This window comes from Halopiger thermotolerans, from assembly GCF_054654555.1.
In genome coordinates this window covers 167,939-187,240 of the sequence record NZ_BAAIEU010000003.1, presented here as the reverse complement: position 1 = coordinate 187,240, position 19,302 = coordinate 167,939, and the positions used below count along the sequence as shown (strand labels likewise).

At 65.4% G+C, this 19,302-nt stretch carries 18 protein-coding genes; 7 read left to right on the top strand and 11 right to left on the bottom strand.

Annotation, left to right across the window (positions count from 1 at the left end; translation table 11 throughout):
- Window positions 1–92 precede the first annotated feature (92 nt).
- A complete protein-coding gene (locus ACYQ26_RS06140) occupies window positions 93–1,157 on the bottom strand; it encodes an ion channel (RefSeq protein ID WP_459807980.1) in 1,065 nt (354 codons plus the stop codon).
- Window positions 1,158–1,342: 185 nt separating this feature from the next.
- Here ACYQ26_RS06140 and ACYQ26_RS06135 point away from each other — a divergent pair, with 185 nt between their 5' ends.
- Window positions 1,343–2,122 carry a formate/nitrite transporter family protein gene (locus ACYQ26_RS06135; RefSeq protein ID WP_459807979.1) on the top strand — a complete coding sequence of 260 codons (780 nt, stop codon included), beginning with the start codon at window positions 1,343–1,345 and terminating at the stop codon, window positions 2,120–2,122.
- 64 nt (window positions 2,123–2,186) lie between these two features.
- Here the strand turns inward: ACYQ26_RS06135 and ACYQ26_RS06130 are convergent, their stop codons facing one another.
- The 3 genes from ACYQ26_RS06130 to ACYQ26_RS06120 all read right to left on the bottom strand — a co-directional run bounded on the left by ACYQ26_RS06130 (window position 2,187) and on the right by ACYQ26_RS06120 (window position 4,795).
- Window positions 2,187–3,269 (bottom strand): DUF2249 domain-containing protein, encoded by a 1,083-nt coding sequence (locus ACYQ26_RS06130; RefSeq protein ID WP_459807978.1) that lies wholly within the window; start codon window positions 3,267–3,269, stop codon window positions 2,187–2,189.
- A gap of 189 nt (window positions 3,270–3,458) precedes the next feature.
- On the bottom strand, window positions 3,459–4,448 hold the full coding sequence (locus ACYQ26_RS06125) for a DUF7972 family membrane protein (protein ID WP_459807977.1): 990 nt from the start codon (window positions 4,446–4,448) through the stop codon (window positions 3,459–3,461).
- Between the two features lie 113 nt (window positions 4,449–4,561).
- Window positions 4,562–4,795 (bottom strand): ribbon-helix-helix domain-containing protein, encoded by a 234-nt coding sequence (locus tag ACYQ26_RS06120; RefSeq protein WP_459807975.1) that lies wholly within the window; start codon window positions 4,793–4,795, stop codon window positions 4,562–4,564.
- Window positions 4,796–5,031: 236 nt separating this feature from the next.
- Between ACYQ26_RS06120 and ACYQ26_RS06115 the strand changes: the two genes are divergently transcribed.
- Window positions 5,032–5,604, top strand: a complete 573-nt coding sequence (locus ACYQ26_RS06115; protein ID WP_459807974.1) for a DUF5806 family protein — start codon at window positions 5,032–5,034, stop codon at window positions 5,602–5,604.
- Between the two features lie 43 nt (window positions 5,605–5,647).
- Here ACYQ26_RS06115 and ACYQ26_RS06110 read toward each other — a convergent pair whose 3' ends face one another.
- Window positions 5,648–6,715, bottom strand: coding sequence for a Gfo/Idh/MocA family protein (locus ACYQ26_RS06110; RefSeq protein ID WP_459807973.1), 1,068 nt, complete (start codon window positions 6,713–6,715; stop codon window positions 5,648–5,650).
- Between the two features lie 76 nt (window positions 6,716–6,791).
- Complete coding sequence (locus ACYQ26_RS06105; RefSeq protein ID WP_459807972.1) at window positions 6,792–7,604, bottom strand: mycofactocin-coupled SDR family oxidoreductase; 813 nt, start codon at window positions 7,602–7,604, stop codon at window positions 6,792–6,794.
- Between the two features lie 173 nt (window positions 7,605–7,777).
- Here ACYQ26_RS06105 and ACYQ26_RS06100 point away from each other — a divergent pair, with 173 nt between their 5' ends.
- From ACYQ26_RS06100 to ACYQ26_RS06085, 4 genes are all read left to right on the top strand, one after another.
- Window positions 7,778–8,599 carry a hypothetical protein gene (locus ACYQ26_RS06100; RefSeq protein WP_459807971.1) on the top strand — a complete coding sequence of 274 codons (822 nt, stop codon included), beginning with the start codon at window positions 7,778–7,780 and terminating at the stop codon, window positions 8,597–8,599.
- 134 nt (window positions 8,600–8,733) lie between these two features.
- A complete protein-coding gene (locus tag ACYQ26_RS06095; RefSeq protein ID WP_459807970.1) occupies window positions 8,734–9,264 on the top strand; it encodes a hypothetical protein in 531 nt (176 codons plus the stop codon).
- Window positions 9,261–9,866 carry a DUF2238 domain-containing protein gene (locus ACYQ26_RS06090; protein ID WP_459807969.1) on the top strand — a complete coding sequence of 202 codons (606 nt, stop codon included), beginning with the start codon at window positions 9,261–9,263 and terminating at the stop codon, window positions 9,864–9,866. Before ACYQ26_RS06095 ends, ACYQ26_RS06090 begins: the two co-directional genes overlap by 4 nt.
- A gap of 95 nt (window positions 9,867–9,961) precedes the next feature.
- Window positions 9,962–11,242: a glycosyltransferase family 4 protein gene (locus tag ACYQ26_RS06085; protein WP_459807968.1), complete on the top strand. Its 1,281-nt coding sequence runs from the start codon at window positions 9,962–9,964 to the stop codon at window positions 11,240–11,242.
- Between the two features lie 67 nt (window positions 11,243–11,309).
- On the opposite strand, the gene ACYQ26_RS06080 is transcribed toward ACYQ26_RS06085, so the two are convergent.
- Window positions 11,310–12,515, bottom strand: coding sequence for a glycosyltransferase family 4 protein (locus tag ACYQ26_RS06080; protein ID WP_459807967.1), 1,206 nt, complete (start codon window positions 12,513–12,515; stop codon window positions 11,310–11,312).
- Window positions 12,516–12,819: 304 nt separating this feature from the next.
- Between ACYQ26_RS06080 and ACYQ26_RS06075 the strand changes: the two genes are divergently transcribed.
- Window positions 12,820–13,692: a universal stress protein gene (locus tag ACYQ26_RS06075; RefSeq protein WP_459807966.1), complete on the top strand. Its 873-nt coding sequence runs from the start codon at window positions 12,820–12,822 to the stop codon at window positions 13,690–13,692.
- 918 nt (window positions 13,693–14,610) lie between these two features.
- On the opposite strand, the gene ACYQ26_RS06070 is transcribed toward ACYQ26_RS06075, so the two are convergent.
- The 4 genes from ACYQ26_RS06070 to ACYQ26_RS06055 form a co-directional block, all read right to left on the bottom strand.
- A complete protein-coding gene (locus ACYQ26_RS06070; protein ID WP_459807965.1) occupies window positions 14,611–16,599 on the bottom strand; it encodes an archaea-specific SMC-related protein in 1,989 nt (662 codons plus the stop codon).
- Window positions 16,600–16,896: 297 nt separating this feature from the next.
- Window positions 16,897–17,841, bottom strand: coding sequence for a mannonate dehydratase (locus ACYQ26_RS06065; protein WP_459808286.1), 945 nt, complete (start codon window positions 17,839–17,841; stop codon window positions 16,897–16,899).
- Between the two features lie 357 nt (window positions 17,842–18,198).
- Window positions 18,199–18,399, bottom strand: a complete 201-nt coding sequence (locus ACYQ26_RS06060; RefSeq protein ID WP_459807964.1) for a hypothetical protein — start codon at window positions 18,397–18,399, stop codon at window positions 18,199–18,201.
- A complete protein-coding gene (locus ACYQ26_RS06055) occupies window positions 18,396–19,169 on the bottom strand; it encodes an IclR family transcriptional regulator (RefSeq protein WP_459807963.1) in 774 nt (257 codons plus the stop codon). Before ACYQ26_RS06055 ends, ACYQ26_RS06060 begins: the two co-directional genes overlap by 4 nt.
- Window positions 19,170–19,302 lie beyond the last annotated feature (133 nt).

The window sequence follows — 19,302 nt, the reverse complement described above, 5'->3', positions numbered from 1 at the left end:
GGGCACACTGCCGTTCGATCGCGGTCGAACGTCGCTCGAGGGCGATCGGGTTCGGGAGACGGCGACTACGGTTCGAAGGGGGCGTGCGCCGTTCAGTCCTCATCCCCCTCCGGCCACTCCCGGCCGCTCGCTTCGATCACGGCGCGCAGCTGCCGACGGCGCTCCTCGAGGTCCGCGACCGCGTCGGCGAACGCCTCGTCGGAGACCGTCGGGATGCCCGCTTCGCGGAGGGGATCGAGATCCGGCGCCGGAGGCGCTTGATCGGCCGGCTCGATCGTGTCCGTGTACGCCTCGAGGTAGCTCTCGGCGTTCGAGCGGGCGCTGCCGACGATGGCGTCGTTCGGCCGGTGCTCCTCGGGGATTCCGAACCGGAGGAGCGTCAGCGCCTCGTCGAAGACGACGACCGCTCTGGCCGAGGAGTCCAGCAGCTTCTCGCTGCGGTAGTAGTGGAGGATCGGATGGATCTTGTGCTGGGCCCCGAGGTCGCTCAGTTCCGCCGAGAGCGAATCGAGCAGGTGGTGGAACCGGTCAAAGTTGTCGCCGTCCCAGCCGGTCGTGACGAACGTCTCGCCCTTTTTTCCGACGCCCAGGACGCTGTTGGCGTACGATCGACGGCTGGTGACGCCCTGGAGCACCGAGATCACGTACGAGACCCCGAGCGTGACCAACAACATTCCGCTGGCCGTCGTCAGAGCGGCAGCGACTTGCCACACGCTGGAGCCGGGATAGAAATCGCCGTTCCCCATCGTGAACATGGTCTGTGCGACGAAGTAGAACCGCCCGATCCACGTGACGGGGCCCGTGGGGCGGGAGTGAACGAGGGCGTTCTCGCCGCCGGCGAAGACGAACGTCCAGCCGAGCCAGATGATCCCGACCCACGTCAGGAGGTTCAACGCGAGGATGAGCGGGCCGCCGACGGAGAGCACCGAGACGCGATCGCCGCCGACCGTTCGAAGTCGGTGCCACGCGCCGGTCATCAACCGGGACGAGAGCGGCCCCGCTCCCTTATCGTCCCACAGCGTCGTCCAGAACAGATCGACGACCGCGACGAGGAGACAGCCGACGCCGATCGCGAGATAGAGGAGCCGCACCGGCTCGATCGATTGAACGATTGCAACGGAACTCGAGACGGCGATACGCGGACGGAATCCGACCATTCTGGCACACGTACGAGGGAGTCCCGGAAAACGTTGGTGCGGGCGTACCGATAGAGACTCGACGCCGATCGCGACTCGAGCGCGGGATCGACCGCCACGGCGACCGGACGTACGCGAGATGTGATCGATCTCCGGAAACGCAGGCACGTCCTATTTCACCTATCAGGTGGAACGATTGTCAGCGCATGTCCGTCGCTCCCGATCCCGCCGAGATCTTCGATCGCGCGGCCAGCGAGGGGGAACGGCGCCTCAATCAGTCGTGGCTCGAGTTGGTCTCGACCAGCTTCATCGCCGGGTTCACGATCGTCTTCGGCCTCGCGGCGCTCGGCATCGCCCATGCGACCCTCGCACCGCGCATCGGTGCCGCCTCGAAGCTGCCGGGATCGCTCGCGTTCGGTATCGGTCTCGTAATGCTGGTCACCGGACGGACGGAACTGTTCAACGAGAACTTCTTCGATCCCGTGGCAGCGGCGATCGAGCGAGACGACTCGTGGCTCGTCGGACCGCTGCTCCGCCTGTGGACGGTGACGTTCGTGGTCAACCTCGTCGGCGGCGCTCTCTTCGTCTTCGTGCTCTCCATCGAGGGCGCGCTTCCCCCCGGGACCGGCGAATCGCTGGTGTCGGTCGCCGAGGATATCGTTCACCGCAAAACGAAAGGGATATTCGCCGACGCCATCGCCGGCGGGGCGCTCGTGGCGTTGCTCTCACACCTCCTCGAGTCGGTCAACAGCGTCGGCAGCCGGATCGCCGTGACGTACATGGTCGGAATCCTGCTGGCGCTCGGGCCGTTCGATCACGTGATCGTCACCGTTCTCCACGTCTTCTTCGGCATGCAGTTCGGTGCCGAGATCGCCATCAGTACGCTGGGGTGGATAACCGCCATCGTGACGGCCGGGAACGTCGTGGGCGGGCTCGGCCTGGTCACGTTCAGTCACATCGCCCAGGTGTCGGGAAGCAGCGAATAGTCTAGATAGTGTCACCGGCCCAAAACCGTACTGAAGACTGATTCGCGGGCAACGTCGAGGCGCCTCAAAACGGCGCTTCGGATCCCGTTTCCGCCCCGTCCGAGCGGTTACTTGCCTCACCTTCGGCATCATTCGCGTTCGCTTTCCCGATCAGAACGCGAAACTCGCTGGGCTCTCGCTTTCGATACTCCCATCGAAATTCGGGCCCGGCTTCGGCCTCGAACTGGTGGTACAGCGGCTTTGGGTCGTGGTCGTTCACGAGCACGAATCCCTCGCCACCCGTCAACTCGGCGTACGCGTCGAAGATCCGTTCGTGCCGCTGGGCGGGCGGGAGATCGCGAACGTCGAGTTCGGCGGTCGTCTCGAGCGCATCCCCGTCGATCGCCGCGTCGTTCGCATCGGTTTCGATACCGCTCGAGGCGTCGCCGTCAGCGTCGCTTCGTTTCGTGATGTGAACGCGGCATCGGCCCGGTTCCTGATCGACGAGTTCCCACTCGAAGGTGTCGCCGTACTGCTGGCGGAACTCCCGGCGGAGCGGCCGGGGCTCGTGCGGGGCGATCAGTTCCATCGTTCCGCCGTCGGGGAGCATTCCGTACCGGTGGTGGATCGTCGGATGGCGCTCCCGTTTCGGGATCTTGCGCACGTCGTACCGAGTAACGACGTCCTCGCCGTCGGCCGCCGATGCGGCCGTCTTTTCGATCTCGACCCGCCATTCGCCGTCGCCTTCGCTCGCGTACTCCCAGCCGACGACGTCCCCGTACGTCGAGCGGAGTTCGTGGTACAGCGGCTTGGGATCGTGATCGTTCACGAGGACGAACCCCTCGCCGGCCTCGAGCGCGTCGAAAATCTCGAGGAGCACTTCGTGACGACGCTGGGGTTTCAGGTCCCGAACGTCGATCGTTCCGAACTCGCCCTCGAGCGGATCGCCCACCGTCAACCGGAGTTCTCGCGGTTCCGCGTCCGGATGGTCGTACTCCCACTCGAGGGCGCGATCGCGTTCGATCTGGTACCGAACGAGGTGCGGATCGACGTCCTCCTCGGCGACGATTGCGAAGACGTCGCCGGTTTCTGCGTCGGTCAACGCCTCAAAAATCCGGGTCCGATACTCGTCATCGGGTCGCCCTCGCAGGTCGAGCTCGGTCGTCATCTTCGTAGTGGATACTACTCGGCGGACGGGAAGCCCCCTGTGCCGAACATATTCGCAGCCTGAAGTGATTGGAGCCGGGGTCGTCGATAGGGTCTGTCCGAATCGATCTGCAATCGGGGTCCGAATCCGACCGCGATGGCAGCCACGACGGCCACGATCCAATCAGGTCCTTTCTCAGCGATGAGTCCACTATCGCTGGGCCGGCGCCCGAAACGGGAGCATCGCCGCGGTCTGCCGGGAGACGGTCGCGATGCGGACGACGAACGCACAGAGGACGGCCAGCGGAACGAATCCGATCGCGACGATCGCCGGCAGGAAGACCGGAAGCGCCGACTGCGGGACGGACGCACCGGTCGACGCGGTGAAGAGCAACAGTCCGGCGACGACGACCGCAAGCGCCGGCAGGCCGGCGAGGACGAGCGCTCGAGAGAGGACGGCGAGTTCCTCCTGCAGGTAGATCGTTTTGAAGTACTGCCGCGCGACGTCGATGTCCAGGAGGTGATCGACGAGGGCGTCGATCTGTTCGGAGACGTTCTCAGGCAGGCGCTCGTCGTAGTCGGACTGGATCTGTCGGAGGTGGCGGATCTCGTCGGCGTAGGTGACGGTGAGCGTCGCCGAGAGGGCCTCGATCGTCGCGGTGTCCGCCGTCCGGAGGTGCGTGTCCACCCTCGTCGCCCGGTCGGTGACTTCGGTGACGGCGGCGTCGATGTCGTCGACGATGACGCCGCTCGTCTCGCTTCTCGCGAGTCCGCCCAACCGTTGCGCGTCCCGGCGCACCGTCTCGAACAAGAGTTGAAGGAACTCGAGCGGGTCGACCGGCGGAATCCGTCCGACGGCGTCACCGACCTCGTCGCGGTACGCGGTCGCGCTGTCGATCTGCGATCGGAGCTCGTCGGGGGTCTTCAGCTCCGTCGAGAGCAACAGCTGACTGATCGAAACGACGACGGTGATGACGGTGATGTTGCCGGTTATCAGCCCGACGAACACGTAAAAGGCGGGCTCGACGGAATCCCACGGCGCGAGCGGGGACACGCTGACCGCCGAAACGAACGCGAAGACGACGGCGATCATCATCGCCGCGACGACGCCTCGAGAGCCGTCGACGAGGAGCCACTTCTTCGCCCGCCTCCAGGCGGCCCGCACGCGATGATCGCCGGAGTGACGATCGCCACTTGGCATCGACGTTCGGTACGGGCCCGCCGGCGAAAAGTCCCAGCCGTTGCCTGTGAAACGGGGCGGGTTCCGCAGCCGTCCGCGGCCGGTACCGCGCGATCGGCGACGCCGCGGGCTCGTCACGGCCGGTCGCGATCGCGCTCGGGAGACCCGTGGTGCTCGAGCAACTCCCGGATCCCCGCGCGGATCGCCTCGCTCCGGGAGTGGTAGACGTCGTCCTCGACCAGCGATTCCAGCGCCGCGAGCTGGTCGTCGGTCGCCCGGAACGTGATGCGGTTCAGCGTCCGGCCGTTCTCGAGTCGGGAGCGGCTGGCGTCGGACGACGCCGCGTCGGCGGACGAACGCCGCGTCATCGGGATCCACCTCGTTCGAACGGGAACTGGCGCGATGGTCTGGTTCGATTTCGTCGGGTGACCATATCTCAGGAACGGCGTCGCCGTCAAAAAGGGCTCGCGTAGCGGAGTGAAAGTGAAGCGATTCGCGGGTCCGAATTCGCTCCTCGAGTCGGGGAAATCGCCGGACGGCGCGACAGACAGCGTTATCCACCTCCGGCCCCTGAACGTGATGCGGGCAACCGCAGAAACCCACCATGCCCGAAGATACGCATTCATCCGCCGAGCCTAGCAAAGCCGCGCCAGAGCCCGATCGATTCGAACGACTCGAGGGCGCCGATTACGACCGGGTCAACGACTTTCTCCGCGATCGCGTCGCCTTCACGGCCCGCGAGTGGGCGATCGCGCGCCTCTGTTCGGACTTTCGGACCGGAACCGGCGTCGAGATGACCAAGATCGGGGAGAACCTGCCCGAGCTTGTGCCATTCATGGACGAGCCGTACACGCGTCAGGCCGTCTACCAGTCGCGACGGTCGTTCGAGGAGAAGGTCCGCACCGCCGGCGCGACGTTTCTCTACGGCGCCTACGCCGACTTCTTCACGGCCGATGAACTGGACGAGATCATGTACGAGGCGACCGAGGTAGCGCGGTTCCTGATCGAAGTCGAGGGAACCTCGCTCTCGCCGACCGACGAGCGGGACGCGGAAGACCGGGTCCGCGCGGCGATGGAGGAGGTTCACCGCTCGAGCCGCGACCTCCGCTACGACCGCTGCCCGAACTGCGGGGAGCGACTCGGCGAGGACGCGATCGACTCCGACGACGACGCGTGATCGCCGACTGAGTCGACGTCGGAACCGACTCGGTACTGACCGACTAGTCGGCCGTCGCCGGCGCGTGAGCCGCTCGCGCCTCGTCGATCAACGCTCGCACGTCGACGGTCCGACCCTCCTCGGCCGCGCGGTACGCGGCCTCGGTCAGCGCCGTGATCTCGAGACCGGTCTCGCCGGAGACGGCCGGGTCGCCGCCCTCCCGCGCCGCGAAGAAGTCCGCGAGCTTGCGCTCCGTCAGCGTCTCGAAGTCGACGGGATCGATCTCGGTTTCGTATGTCGTCGCACCGTCTTCGGTGACGCGCAGGCGCGTCCCGTCGTAGGTGAGCCGACCCTCGGTCCCCCAGATCGCGTACCCCTCCGCGGGTTCGCCGTCGATGCCGGCGCCGCTGACGGAGACGCTCGCGGTCACCGGCCGGCCGTCGGCGCCCTCGAGGTCGATCGCGAGGGCCGCGTCCGTGTCGACGCCCGGGCTGTCGAAGGTCATCTGCGCCGAGACCGTCCGGGGCGTCGCGCCGGTCGTCCAGAGCAGCGCGTCGAGCAGGTGCGAGCCGGAGTCGTAGAGCTGACCGCCGCCCGAGAGCTCCGGGTTTGCTCGCCAAGTGCCCCGCTGGAGGTCGATCCAGTCCTGCGAGAGGTGAGCGTTCGCGGCGTGGACGTCGCCGATCCGCCCCGAGTCGACGATGCGCTTGATCTCGACGAAGGCCGGGTGGAAGTGTCGCTGGTACCCGATCGCCAGCGTGCGGTCCAGACGGTCGGCCGTCTCGATCAGGTCGACCGCGTCGGCGACGTCGGTCACCATCGGCTTCTCGACGAACGCGTCGAGGCCGGCCTCGAGGCAGGCGACGGCCTGCTCGTGGTGCAGGGCGTGGGGCGTCGCGATGATCGCCGCGTCGAGGTCGTCGCGGTGCGTCTCGAGGGCGGTCCCGAGATCCGCGTACGCCGGTGCCCCGACGGCGGCTTCGAACCGGTCGCGAGCGGCGTCGGCGACGTCGACGCCGGCGACGACGTCGATATTCGCACCGAGGTTGGCGAGCGATCGGCGGAGGACGCGACCGAGGCCGCCGAGTCCGACGGCGACGACGGCTGCGGAATCGGTAGAAGCGGTGGACATACCAGCACTGCGCGGCCGTCGCCGGATAAGGGTTCCCGAGAATCTGTTCGCCTATTAAGTGCGCCGGCCGGCGACGCTACAGCGCCGTCGCCCCCGCGGCCACGGGGAGCGCGATCCCGGTGACGAACCGGGCGTCCTCGCTCGAGAGCCACATGAACGCCGCGCTGACGTCTTCCGGCTGGAGGATGTCCGCAAAGAGGTTGTCGGGGCCCGACTGCTCGGCGATTTCCGCGATGTCGTCGTCGATGTGTTCGACGATGCCGCTGGTCATCTCGGTATCGACGGCGGTCGGACAGACCGCGTTGACCGTGATATCGTGCGGGGCGAGTTCGACCGCGAGCGTCTTCGTCAGGCCGATGACGCCGTGTTTCGCCGCCGTGTAGTGGCCCAGTCCGGGCGAGGCGACGAACCCCGCCGTCGAGGACGTGTTGACGATCCGACCGCCCCCGCCCCGGTCGACCATGTGCCGACCGACGTGTTTCGCGGTGAGCCACATCCCCTTCAGGTTGACGTCCACCGCGAGATCCCAGGTCTCCTGCTCGAGGTCCAGCAGCGACTCCACGGGGGCGACGCCCGCGTTGTTCGCCAAAATGTCGATCCCGCCGAACTCCGCGACCGCGGTTTCGACCGCCGCTTCGACCTCGGCTTCGTCCGTGACGTCCATCTCGAGGCCGATCGCCTCGGCGCCGCGCTCCTCGGCGAGCGCGACCGTCTCCTCGAGTTGCTCGCGACCCGAGAGTTCGTACGGCGATTCGTCGACCGTCTCGCAGACGTCCGTCGCGACGACGTTCGCACCGTGCTCCGCGTACTCGAGGGCGTGCGAACGGCCCTGGCCGCGGGCCGCGCCCGTCACCAGTGCCGTTTGCCCGTCGAAATCGTACGTAACCATCTGAGGCGGAGGGAACGACCACGTCCTCCGTCAAAGAGGATGGCCCTGCAGCGCGACGGGCGGCAGTACGAACGGCACGGACAGCCGGTTACGGAGGGCGGACGGCTGCAAAAGCCAGCAGGGAGTTTATTCGAAAACGGGGTAAATTACCCTCCGAGAGGGAGCCAATTGATATGAACGACCAGCTTAGCCGGAGATCGCGTCGATGGTTCGTCAAGGCCGGGGCGATCGCTTCGGCCGCGTTCGGACTCGGGACGACCGGAAGCGTCGGTGCGCAGAATTCGTCGAACGAGACCGGGACCGGGACCGAAACCGATCAGGGCCAACTCCGAGAAGCGTACACGACCGGCGAAACGTTCTTTTCGGGCACGGTCTTCCGGGTCGTTTCGCCGCCGCTGGAGAACGCGCCCCCCGTCGGCAATCCGGAGTCCCTGCAGAACTACAGCGTCCGCGTCATCGAGTTTTTCAACACGAACGAAGAAGGCTACCTCTTCGTCCCGCAGAATACGCAGATCGAAGAAGGCCAGAAGTATGTCTTCGACCAGTGGGAAGCCCCGATCCGAGAAGAAATCGATACGTCCGAACTCGTTCGCGTCCAGTACCGCCCGCTCGGCGACGCGGACCTCCCCTTCGACCTCGAGGTCGAGGAGGATTTCGAGGTACTGGACGACACCGGCGGGGAAGCCGCCGTCCGGCCGGACAACTTCTTCGGGAGCGCGCCGTTTACGATCACCTCCGGGCCGCAGGGGTGGGTGCCGCCGGACGTCGAACAGAGCGGGCTGTTCACCGACTACAACACCGTCCACGCCGAGTACTTCGGGACGAACGAGCAGTTTCTCTTCTTCGTGCAGGAAGGAGCAGAGACCCAAGAGGGACGGCTCTACATCATGCGAGACGAATCGGAGGTCTTCGATCCGGCCGGCAATCTCGTCGCCGCCGAGTTCAACGCGATCGACGAAGACTCCTTCACCATAGAGCGAGATGATCTCAGGTAATCCGCGCGAGCGCCGATCGAGCGGTCGGACGACGGGCGACCGTTCGGACCGACGTCCGTCCGAGCTGACGCCCGCCTAGAATCGTGTCCCCGTCAGCCATCGGCGTCCGGCGGAACGCGATCATCGGGTGGACGATGGGGGGACTCGTAGCGCTCGGTGCAGTCGGCAGCGTTCTCGCGGGGGCGTTGCTCTGGGGAGGGGTCTCGCTACTTCTCGCGGTCGTGATCGCGGTCCCGGCGGTGGTGACTCGCGACTGGACGGCGATCGTTCCGTGGCCGCTGTCGGTTCTCGCCGCGTTCGCGGTCCTCACGGGGGCGATCGATCTCTATCCCGAACTCGCCGGGTATCTGCTGATCGCCGCGGCGGCGCTCATCGTCGTCGTCGAACTCGACGTGTTCACGCCCGTCGAACTCGGTCGTCGGTTCGCCGTGGCCTTCGGCGTGTTGACGACCATGGCGACCGAAGCGGTCTGGATCGTCGCCCAGTATTACTCCGATCAGTGGCTCGGAACGGACTTCTTGACCACGCAGACCGAACTGCAGCGGGACATCGTCGTCGTCACCGTCGTGGGATTTACCGTCGGGAGCCTCTTTTACTGGTACGTCACCCGATTCGAACCGGCGGAAGTAGTCGACCGACCGACGTATCGAACGAGGACACGATGACTATCGGCGACGCGCTCGGACTGTCGGACTCCCAGGAACGACTCGTTACGCGGACCCTTCAGGCCGTGCTGGTTGCGCTGATCGTCGCCGGCCTACTGACGAACTGGATAAACGTCGCCGCGACGGCGGCGATCGCGCTCGGCGTCACGCTGCTGCCCGCGCTGATACGACGGGAGTACGACTACTCGATGGACCCCGGCCTCGTGCTCTGGATCACCGTCGCCATGCTCCTCCACACGGTCGGCTCGATGGGGCTGTACGAGCAGTACCAGTGGTACGACGAAATAACGCACACGTTCTCGGCGACGGTTATCGCCGGCATTGGATACGCGTCCTTCCGGGCTCTGGAACTCCACTCGAACGAGATCGACGTCCCCGAGGAGTTTCGAGCGGTGTTCATCGTCGTGTTCGTCCTCGCGGCGGGCCTCCTCTGGGAAGTGCTCGAGTTCACCTTCGGCGGCTTCGTCACGGTCTACGGGATCGACGACATCGTCACCGATTTCATCTTCAACGGCGTCGGTGCGATACTCGTGGCGATCTGGGGAACCGGATACGTGAGCGGCCTCGTCGGGTTCTTCAGGAGTCGGTTGCAGTCGTCCTGAATCGGGACCGATCGATCGGTCGGACCACCGTACTCCGACGGCATGGTCACGCCCCGCTTTTTTGGAGCGAGTGCTCGTCTTTCCGAACGTTCCGCGTGCACATCGCAATCGCCGCCCACGACCTCTACCCGGACCCCGGCTCCGGCGGCTCGGGTCGGTACGTCTACGAGACCGGCCGCCGACTCGTCGACCGCGAGCACGACGTCTCCGTGCTCACGCGTCGCCGAGGCGACGTCCCCGAACGGGAGACCGTCGCCGGGATGGACGTCCGCCGCTACGACCTCGAGATTGCCGAGCGAAACGCACCGGCCGTCATCCGACAGTTGCCCCGGTCGCTACCCCAGACGGCCGGACACGTCGATGCGCTGTGCTCTGACGGTCCGCCCGACGTCCTCAGCCTCCAGGGTCCGGTGACGGGACCGCTGCTGTCGGCGCTCGCCGACGACGCGATCCCTCGGTCCTGCACGTTTCACAGCGCCTGGCCGACGGAGTACCGCATTCGGACCCGCTCGAGCGACCGGAGCGACCTCCGTCGGGAACTCAACGCCCGGCTCCGACACGCCGTCGAAGCTCGCGCGCTCGACGCCTGCGACGAGATCGTCACGCTCAGCGCGTTTATGCGGGATCGACTCCGCCGAACCTACGGCGGCGCTTCCGAACCGATCGTCGTCCCCGGCGGCGTCGACCTCGAGCGGTACGCGCCGAGCGCTGCGACGGCGGCGGAACGGATCGAGTCCGACGGTCCGGGCCCGACCCAGCCGCTCGAGACGGACGGCTCGGGAGCGGACTCGACCGCCCTCCCCGGACGCCCAGCGTTCCTCACCGTGCGGCGCCTCAGCGAACGGATGGGACACGACCTCCTGCTCGAGGCGTTCGTCGCCGTCCGCGATCGACACCCCGACGCCCGCCTCTACATCGCCGGCGACGGGCCGCTTCGCGAGCGCCTCGAGCGGCGGACCGTTCGCCTCGGCATCGACGACGCGGTGACGTTCCTCGGCTACGTTCCCGACGACCGCCTCCCCGCGACGTACGCGGCCGCGGACTGCTTCGTCCTCCCGACGACGGAGCTCGAGGGCTTTGGCCTCGCGACGCTCGAGGCGCTCGCGTCGGGCACCCCCGCGGTCGGCACGCCGGTCGGGGCGACGCCGGAGGTGATCGGCGGACTGACCGCGTTCGAGGAGTTTCGGGGGCCGGCGCTCGCGTCGGCGGTCGACGCCGACGCGCTGGCGCGGGCGATGTGCGAGTGGGCGGCGCTCGCGCCGGCGGCGCGAACCGCCGCGGGGCGTGCCTGTCGCCGCTACGTCGAACGCCGCTATCCGTGGGAGCGGACGGTGTCGGCGCTCGAGCGACGATACCATCGGCTCGCAGGGGGGTAAGGACCACACCGATACCTGCCGCGGGAGCGAGAGCGAGAGCGTGAGCCGGTGCCGAAGGGAAAGCGATTCAATCGCCGTATCCGGGTTCGACGTTCGCCGCGGGGGAGGGTTCGACCGCCGCGGGCGACTCCTCGAGCGCGGCGGCGACGATGTCGTCGAACTCGCGTTGGAATCGCTCGCGGCCGAACCGGCGTTCGATCTCGGCGCGATCGATCCGCAGCTCCCGCTGGAGCGACGGCGTCGAAAGCACGCGGTCGATCCGATCGACGGCGTCCGTCGGCGACTCGTACTCGAGCGTCTCGCGACCGTTCACGATGTCGTGTTGCCCGCCCGTCGCGGGGACGAACGGAATCGTCCCGCCGGCGGCCAGCTCGGCCACGGCCATGCCGAAGTGCTCGTACTCCTTCCCGTGGATGCCGTACCGGTGCGTGCAGATGCGCTCGACCAGCTCGTCGCGCGGAATCTCGCCCTCGAGGTCCACGTAATCCCGGTCGTCGGCCAGCGCCACCACCTCCCGGTAGTACTCGTCGTCCACCGTCGGCCCGATGACGTGGAAGTGGACGTCGTGACCGCGGTCCCGAACCCCGTCGATTATTCGGATCATCTCGGCGATCCGCTTGCTCCGCTCGATACGACCGACGGTGACGAACCCGTTTTCGCGGTCGGCCCACGGGATTTCGAACTCGTCGAACTCGGCCGTATCGATCGGCGGGTATAGGACCTGCGGCGTGGTGCCGTAGGCGTCTTCGATGACCTCGGCCGTCCACGTGGAGTTCGCGAGCAGCGTACACCGCTGGAGCTCCGTCTGATCGATCTCGCCGACAAACGTACACAGCCGCTCGTAGAACGAATCCTCCTCCACCGTCGGGTGGAAGATGTGCTCGCGGTTCTCGAGGCTCACCGTCCAGTCGAACGGGAAGTGAACGTACTGGACGGCGTTCGGCCCGAGGCCGAGTTCGTTGATCGTGCTCACGAGCAGATCGAACTCGTCCGCCCGGCTCCGCGCGTATCGACCGAGCAGCGCGTTTTGCAGGATGTAGTATCGCAACCCGTAGCGCTCGTGCATCCACGGCGCGAGCACCCCCGCCCGCTCGACAGCGATATCGCGGACGTCCGTGTTGAAGTACTCGTTGAGGTCGGCGAGGTCCGGCTCGGTCAGCGTCAGCAGCGTCACCTCGTGGTCGTCCTGAAGGGTCTCGAGAACGTTCATGCAGACGGCCTCACCGCCGCCTTTCGCGCCGAGGTCCATATGAACGACTCCTATGGCTGACATACAGAATCAGTACGCTATCCTCAATCACCGTCATCAATAGACCTTGTGCGGGAATACTCAACTCGAGGACTGATAGGCGATCGCCGGATACGCCGACGGCTACCGCGCGGTCTGGTCGTCCTCGTAATCCGACACTATCGGAGTCGCATTCGGTACCGGACGGAACGACGATGAACGGTACCCGGCCGGCGAGAACCGAAGGTCGGACTCCCTCGTCCGGCAGCCGCTACCGAGACCGCGTCGAGCGGGCCGCGATCGCTCGCGGTAGGAATAACGATATGTGACGTCCGGCCGAATACCCGGTATGTTCGATTTCGTTCTCGTTCCCGTCGACGGCAGCGATCCGGCGACCGCCGCGCTCGAGTACGCCCTCGAGATCGCGTCTACCCACGAGGCGACGGTGCAGCTGCTGTACGTCGCGGACACGAACAAGCCGAGTCTCACGCAGTACGAGGGTACCGTCGTCGACGTTCTGGAACGGGAGGGGGAAGACGTCATCTCGGACGCGCGCGAGCGAGCGACGAAGCGGGACGTGCCCGTCACCGACGATATCGTTCAGGGCGATCCGCGGGAAGCGATCGTCGACGCGGCGAACCCCGACTTCGTCGATCTCGTAGTGATGGGAACCCACGGCCGGGACAGCCTCGAGAAGTACGTCCTCGGGAGCGTCACGGAGCACGTCGTCAACGCGAGCGAAACGCCCGTCCTGTCGGTTCGCGAGGACGCGGACGCGCGCCGACCGTACCCCTACGACGACGTTCTCGTCCCGACCGACGGAAGCGATAACGCGCGGAAGGCGCTGGATCTCGCCGCGAAAGTCGGGGCGCACCACGACGCGACGGTGCACCTGCTGTCGGTCATCGACGAGCCCGCGCTCGGCGACGCCGTCGGCTCCTCACCGGTCCACGACCGGCTCGAGGCGGACGCGCAGGAGATTCTGGCCGACGGCGAGTCGGCCGTTCGGGAGGCGGGCGTCGACGACGTCGAGACGACGGTCGAGAGCGGGTCGGTTCCAGAGACGGTCCGCTCGTTCGCGGCGGACGCCGACATCGATCTCGTGGTGATGGGAACCCACGGCCGGACCGGACTCGACGAGCGACTGCTGGGATCGACGACGGAACGAGTCCTCCGGACGGCGCCGGTTCCCGTCCTGACGATCGGCGCCGCCGAGGACTGACGGGCCGCCGCCCGTCCTCGAGCGAACTGAGTCCACGACGCCACGTCACGGCGGCGCTCTATCGGCCGCGGCCGCGTTCGGCGGTCGAGTCGCCGTCTCTGACGGGGGCGACTCGGCCGTAGCGACGACTTCGGTCGGACACCGCTCACAGCGCTCGAGTCCGTGACGAACGGAGACAGCAGTCAACTGCCTGTCGTACTTCCTGCCGGGGACCGCCGGACGATCGTTCGCGCGGTCGATCAGCAGGGGAACCGATCGGACCGCAAACCGGACGTTGATACAGTACGTCGAATTCCCCGGTTACTATCCGAATAGCTCGCGACGCACGCGGTATAGATAAGATACGAACGATACTCAATATCATTATTTAATTGTTCGATCACGTGAGCGTCCAGTAGGGACTGATATCGATGACGGTAACGGATTTGGGAACGATGCGCAAAATAGGCGGCGGTAGCCCTAGGACGTTCGTATTCGCTCGTCCGGAAAACGCCAGTGCGGCTCCCCCATACTATCGTTCGTCATTCTGAAACAGCAAACTGTTGCTACGAACGGTCCGTTTGATAACAGTTCTCTACACTCAACAGAGTAGCATCATATTACCGCCAGCGGACGTGCGACCGAGACGACGGTCCTATGCCGATCGGCTATCGCCGCGCCGACAGTAGCATCGGAGCGGTCGAACGCGGTCATCGTTCATCGCGGTCGTCACCGCACCGACGACCGAGGGAATCGAGGGGCAGGGTATCGCGTTTGCACCGACGGGCTGCTCGAGACCGATCCTTGCGGACCGGTTAACTCGCCGTAAGCGGCCCCTTCGGCCGGTGAATCGCTCGATTCAGGCCCGTAGAACTGTAGACCGAGCTTGCGCGAGAGAGAACGTAAACGACGAAAATCCACGGCTGAAGCCGCGCTCGCTCAAATGTCGGTGATGCGTTCGCGTCGGTCGTCGATCGCCTGGGCGTCTTCAGGAAGTAGGGCGACAACGAGGAAGTCGGTGTACTCCTCGAAGTACTCGACCAGCGCCGCGATCCGCTCGGAATCGATCGCCTCGAGCGAGTCCAGCAGCATGAACGGGACGTCCTCGTAGACCTCGTGGACGAGATACCCCGCCAGCGCGAAGATCAGCCCCGTCACTTCGCGCTCGCTCTCGCTCAAGTGGTCGATCGTGTCCTCGTAGGTGCTTCCCTCCTCGGTGCTCCGGACGATGTGGAGGTCGAAGGCCGTCTGCTCGACCTTGCGGCGGCCTTCCCGGACCGTCTGGCCGACACGTTCGATCCAGATCCGGTCGATGTTCTCGTACTCGAGGATCTCGAGGACAGTATCCATGTGGTCGTTGAAGGAGTCGACGGCCTCGCGCTCGATCCGATCGATCCGCGTGCGCAGCTCCTCGAGTTCCTCGCGGATCTCCGCTCGGCGAGCCTCGAGGTCGTCCTGCTCCTCGAGGGCAGATTCAATCTCCTCGATCTCCTCGGTCGTCGTCTCCAACTCCCGCTCGAGGCGCCCCAGCGAGAACTCGAGTTCGTTGGCTCGCTGGTTGAGCTCCAACAGGCTCTCCCCGTCGTCGTCCGCGTCTTCCTCGGAGTCGGCCTCCGCCTCCAGCTCCGCCGCCTCGTCCTCGAGGGCGTCGATCTCGCTTTCCAGTTCTTCCTGTCGCTCGGTCAGCTCCTCGAGGCGGTCCTCGCGGCGGTCGATCTCGTTTTCGACGTCGGCCAGCCGCTCGCGGAGCTGGCGGCGCTCGCGTTCGGTCTGCTCGATCTCCCGGCGGTCGGCCCGCAGCGATTCGATCTGCTCCTCGAGGTCGGTGCGCTCGCTGCGTTTCTCCTCCTGGAGCGAGCGCAGCCGCTCGATGGTCTCCTCGATCTCGCTGCGCTGGACCTCGCTGCCGCAGGTCCAGCACCGCACCGTCTCCTCGTCCTCGAGCAGCGCGTCGGTGACGGTGCCGTCGGAACTCGCTGCGTCGTCGCCCTCGGCCAGTAGCTCCCGGATCTCCGGATGTGAGCCCTCGAGCATCTCCTCGTTGAACTGGACGATGCTCTGAAGCTGGTTGACGACGCTGTCGATCGACTGGGACTGGCGTTGCAGGCGGTCTATCTCCTCGTCGATCGCGTCGGGATCCGTCGCGTCGGGTTCGGGAAGGTCGTCGCGCTCGGACTCGATCTCCTCGCGTTCTTCGCGCAGCGCCGCCAGGCTCTCTCGCTCGGTCTCGAGGTCGAAGCGGACGTCTTCGAGTTCGGAGCGGCGCTCGCGCAGTTCCTCGAGTTTCTCCTCGAGTTCGTCGGACTGGGCCTGCTGGTCGTCGGCCTCGTCCTCGGCGGCCTCGATTTCGGCCTTAACTTCCTCGAGTTCGGCGCGTTTCTCCTCGATCTGGGTTTGGATGTCGGTGCGCTGGCGCTCGAGGTCGGGAAGGTCGCGCTTGAGCGACTCGAGGCGCTCGAGTTCGTCGGTGATCTGGTCTTTTTCGGCGGTTAGCCGGGAGATTTCGGCTTCGATCTGGTCGGTGTCGACCGGCCGGAGGATGATCTCGCGGAGGTCGTCCTGCGTCGTCACCGCCCGGCGCGCCGGATTCGACTCGAGCAGGAAGGCAAAGAGTTCGGCCAGTTCCGGGTCCTCGAGGTAGGGATCACCGTCTGTGACGACGGTGTTGCCGGCTCGCCGCAACTGGCGGGTGTACGTGTCGCCGTCGAGTTCGAGTTCGACCTCGCCTTCGTCGGCGTCGGCCTTGAGCGAGGCCGATTCGCCCCCGAGGGCGGCCATAAACGCCTGCAAGAGCGAGGTCCGGTTCGTCGCGTTCTGCCCTGCCAACACCGTGACCCCCGACTCGAGTTCGACCGTCGTTTCGTCGATCCCGCCGATATTCCGGGCCCACAGTCGTGCGTCCTGAGCGATCGGCTTCTGAACAACCATTTCCGTAATACTGGGCGTTCGAATACTAAAACACTGATGCTAACGAACGACTTGTTTCCACCCTATCTATGAAATCATATAAGGATATTCCGAGATATTCTCTACTACTACTTCGCTAATCGGCTATCTGATCCCAACACTGCGTTCGTTCGGTGAAGTAATCGTACGATCGTCGGAATATGAGGAGTGTCCGGGCGCTTGCTGTCGGTCTAGACAGTTCGAAGTCGAAATCAGCTCGAATTCGTCACGCAACTCGAAAGCGACGCCGGCGTATCGACGAATCGAGTCGAGGAGCCGTCATTCGAGAAGGCCCTTGATGTAGCCGATGGCAAACAGCCTGCCCATGTCGGTGTAGCCGGCCATCGCGTCCTCGCGGTCCTGTTCGCCGATCATCCGCGGGACGTGATCGGGACGGATCGGCCCGTCAAAGCCGACCTCCCGATAGGCTTCGATAGCGGCTTTCATGTCGGTCGGGCCCTCGTCGTGCCACGTCTCGACGAAGTTTTGCTCGTCGCCCTCGACGTCCCGGAAGTGGACGAAGTGGATCCGGTCGCCGAACTCGTATATGGTTTCGATCGTGTCTCCCTCCATCGCCGAGAAGTTCCCTTGACAGAACGTGACGCCGTGGCGTCGACTGTCGTGGAGGTCGAGGATGCGACGGTAGTCGTCGACGGACTGGACGATCCGGGGGACGCCGCGAACGGGCGAGGTCGGCGGATCGTCCGGATGCAGGGCGAGGTTGACGCCGTACTCCTCGGCGACGGGCATGACCGCCTCGAGGAAGTACTCCAGATTCTCCCACAGTTCCGCTTCGGTGATGTCGGCGGCTTCGTGGTCGGGCGCCCGCTCCATCCACTTGTGGTCGTAGCCGATGCGTTGGGAGTCGCCCCGCCCCGGGAGCGAGTCCGAGGTTCGGACGACGCCGATCGGGTTCTCGCTCCAGACCCAGCAGTAGGTGTCGATCCCGAGCCGGCCCATGTTCTCGATCAGCGTCTGCACCGTCTCGATCTCCTCGTCGCGCCCCTCCTTGCCGAGGACCGTCCGCTCCATCGGCGGCCGGTCCTCGATGACGTCCAGCGAGAAGCCGTGATCCTCGAAGCGGGCGGCGGTGTGTTGAAGCGTGTCGAACGACCACCACTCGTCGACCCCCCAGAAGCGCACGACGGCCGTGTCGAGGCCGAGCTGCTTGGCGATGGTCCACCGCCGATCCGGTTTCGGCGGGAGCATTACTGTCGGGTTCATGTCGTATTCGTCAGTCATCTGTAGGTCTCATTGCGGAAGTTGGTCAGCGGACTGTAGCAGTACCGGTCGGGACGCTCGAGGGACCGGGGAACACTCACGGCCGGGCGGTCTCCGCGATCGTCGCTCGCGTGCTGTAACTGCCACCCAGCGGACGTCGCCACGCGGCCGTCGAGCGTTCGCCGGTGAAGCGCCGGTCCGGGATGCCGAGAGAGGTGCGTGTCCGTAGACGGGATGTATGCGTACATCGTCTACGCGTTCAGCGGTCGGCCGTCGCCCGTCGGCCGGTACCGAGTGGATCGTCGCGTTGCTGAGTGCCTGTCCGACGGGACACGTACGAAATGCTACCCATTGGTTTAACTACGTCAACGACAACCCCAAAACTGTTTCGGTCGACCGCGTCGTCGTGCGGTCGTCCGTCCGCACGTAACTGCCGAGCGTCGGATCGCCGCGACCGCCGAGACCCTCGGACAGCCGGGCCGAGTCCCCGAACCCGTCCCACCGGAGCGTATCGCCGGTCGCCGTTCCGGCGAGGAGGCGGTAGCGGTGAGCGGCCGTCATTCGTGTGCCAGCCGCACTTCGATCACGTTTTTTGCCCGCATAAGGTGGTCGAGCAACTCCGATTCGATTCGGTCGCGGTCGAATCGGTGCTTCGGCCCGGAGACGGAGATCGAACCGACGATGGCGTCGTCGTCGAAAAGCGGTACCGCGACCGAGCGGATTCCGTTCCACCGTTCCTCGTCTTCGATCGCGTAGCCGTTTTCGTTGATCGTCTCGAGTTCGGCGAACAGTTCGGATTCCTCATCGATCGTCTGTTGCGTTCTGGCGGGCAATCCGTGCTGCGTAACGATTTCCTCGACCCGTTCCCGCGGGAGGTGGCCGAGTATGGCTTTCCCGAGCGCCGTCCAGTGCATGTACGTGTACTCGCCGACGGGCGGATTGTCGTACACCGCCTCGGAACTCTCCGCCTTGTACAGCAGAATGCGTTGCCCGCGCTCCGAAACGCCGAGCGCGGACACTTCGCTCGTTTCCGCCGCTAACTTATCCACCTCCGATTGCGCCGCCTGGTAGATCTTCGATTTCTCCCGCGTCTTCGTGCCAAACCGAAGAAATCGGTGGCTGAGGGAGTACGCCGGTCCGTCTTTCACCACGTATCCGATGTCGCTGAGCGTTTTCAAATAGATGTGTGCGGTGCTGGTCGAGGTCCCCAATTCGGTCGCCAACTCCGAAACCGTGGTCTCGCCCTCCTGATACAGGTACTCTACGATCTCGAATCCCCGCTCGAGCGACTGAATTCGCCGCTCAGACGTTTCCCGCTCCGGACTGTCCATACAGGGTGTATTATCGGCCACCCTTATATCTCATTTGCCGTCTCGTCAAACGTTTTCCGAGCATATTGGAAGAAGCACCGTCAAAAGTCGAAACCGGTGCTACGAACGCTGTAGTCGTATATACGGCCGTATT

Coding starts and splice junctions, on each gene's coding strand:
- ACYQ26_RS06110 (WP_459807973.1), bottom strand. CDS start 6,715: ATGTCCACCGCTTCTACCGATTCCGCAGCCGTCGTCGCCGTCGGACTC.
- ACYQ26_RS06070 (WP_459807965.1), bottom strand. CDS start 16,599: ATGGTTGTTCAGAAGCCGATCGCTCAGGACGCACGACTGTGGGCCCGG.
- ACYQ26_RS06135 (WP_459807979.1), top strand. CDS start 1,343: ATGTCCGTCGCTCCCGATCCCGCCGAGATCTTCGATCGCGCGGCCAGC.
- ACYQ26_RS06080 (WP_459807967.1), bottom strand. CDS start 12,515: ATGTCAGCCATAGGAGTCGTTCATATGGACCTCGGCGCGAAAGGCGGC.
- ACYQ26_RS06075 (WP_459807966.1), top strand. CDS start 12,820: ATGTTCGATTTCGTTCTCGTTCCCGTCGACGGCAGCGATCCGGCGACC.
- ACYQ26_RS06100 (WP_459807971.1), top strand. CDS start 7,778: ATGAACGACCAGCTTAGCCGGAGATCGCGTCGATGGTTCGTCAAGGCC.
- ACYQ26_RS06125 (WP_459807977.1), bottom strand. CDS start 4,448: ATGCCAAGTGGCGATCGTCACTCCGGCGATCATCGCGTGCGGGCCGCC.
- ACYQ26_RS06095 (WP_459807970.1), top strand. CDS start 8,734: ATGGGGGGACTCGTAGCGCTCGGTGCAGTCGGCAGCGTTCTCGCGGGG.
- ACYQ26_RS06140 (WP_459807980.1), bottom strand. CDS start 1,157: ATGGTCGGATTCCGTCCGCGTATCGCCGTCTCGAGTTCCGTTGCAATC.
- ACYQ26_RS06055 (WP_459807963.1), bottom strand. CDS start 19,169: ATGGACAGTCCGGAGCGGGAAACGTCTGAGCGGCGAATTCAGTCGCTC.
- ACYQ26_RS06115 (WP_459807974.1), top strand. CDS start 5,032: ATGCCCGAAGATACGCATTCATCCGCCGAGCCTAGCAAAGCCGCGCCA.
- ACYQ26_RS06105 (WP_459807972.1), bottom strand. CDS start 7,604: ATGGTTACGTACGATTTCGACGGGCAAACGGCACTGGTGACGGGCGCG.
- ACYQ26_RS06120 (WP_459807975.1), bottom strand. CDS start 4,795: ATGACGCGGCGTTCGTCCGCCGACGCGGCGTCGTCCGACGCCAGCCGC.
- ACYQ26_RS06130 (WP_459807978.1), bottom strand. CDS start 3,269: ATGACGACCGAGCTCGACCTGCGAGGGCGACCCGATGACGAGTATCGG.
- ACYQ26_RS06060 (WP_459807964.1), bottom strand. CDS start 18,399: ATGACGGCCGCTCACCGCTACCGCCTCCTCGCCGGAACGGCGACCGGC.
- ACYQ26_RS06065 (WP_459808286.1), bottom strand. CDS start 17,841: ATGAACCCGACAGTAATGCTCCCGCCGAAACCGGATCGGCGGTGGACC.
- ACYQ26_RS06090 (WP_459807969.1), top strand. CDS start 9,261: ATGACTATCGGCGACGCGCTCGGACTGTCGGACTCCCAGGAACGACTC.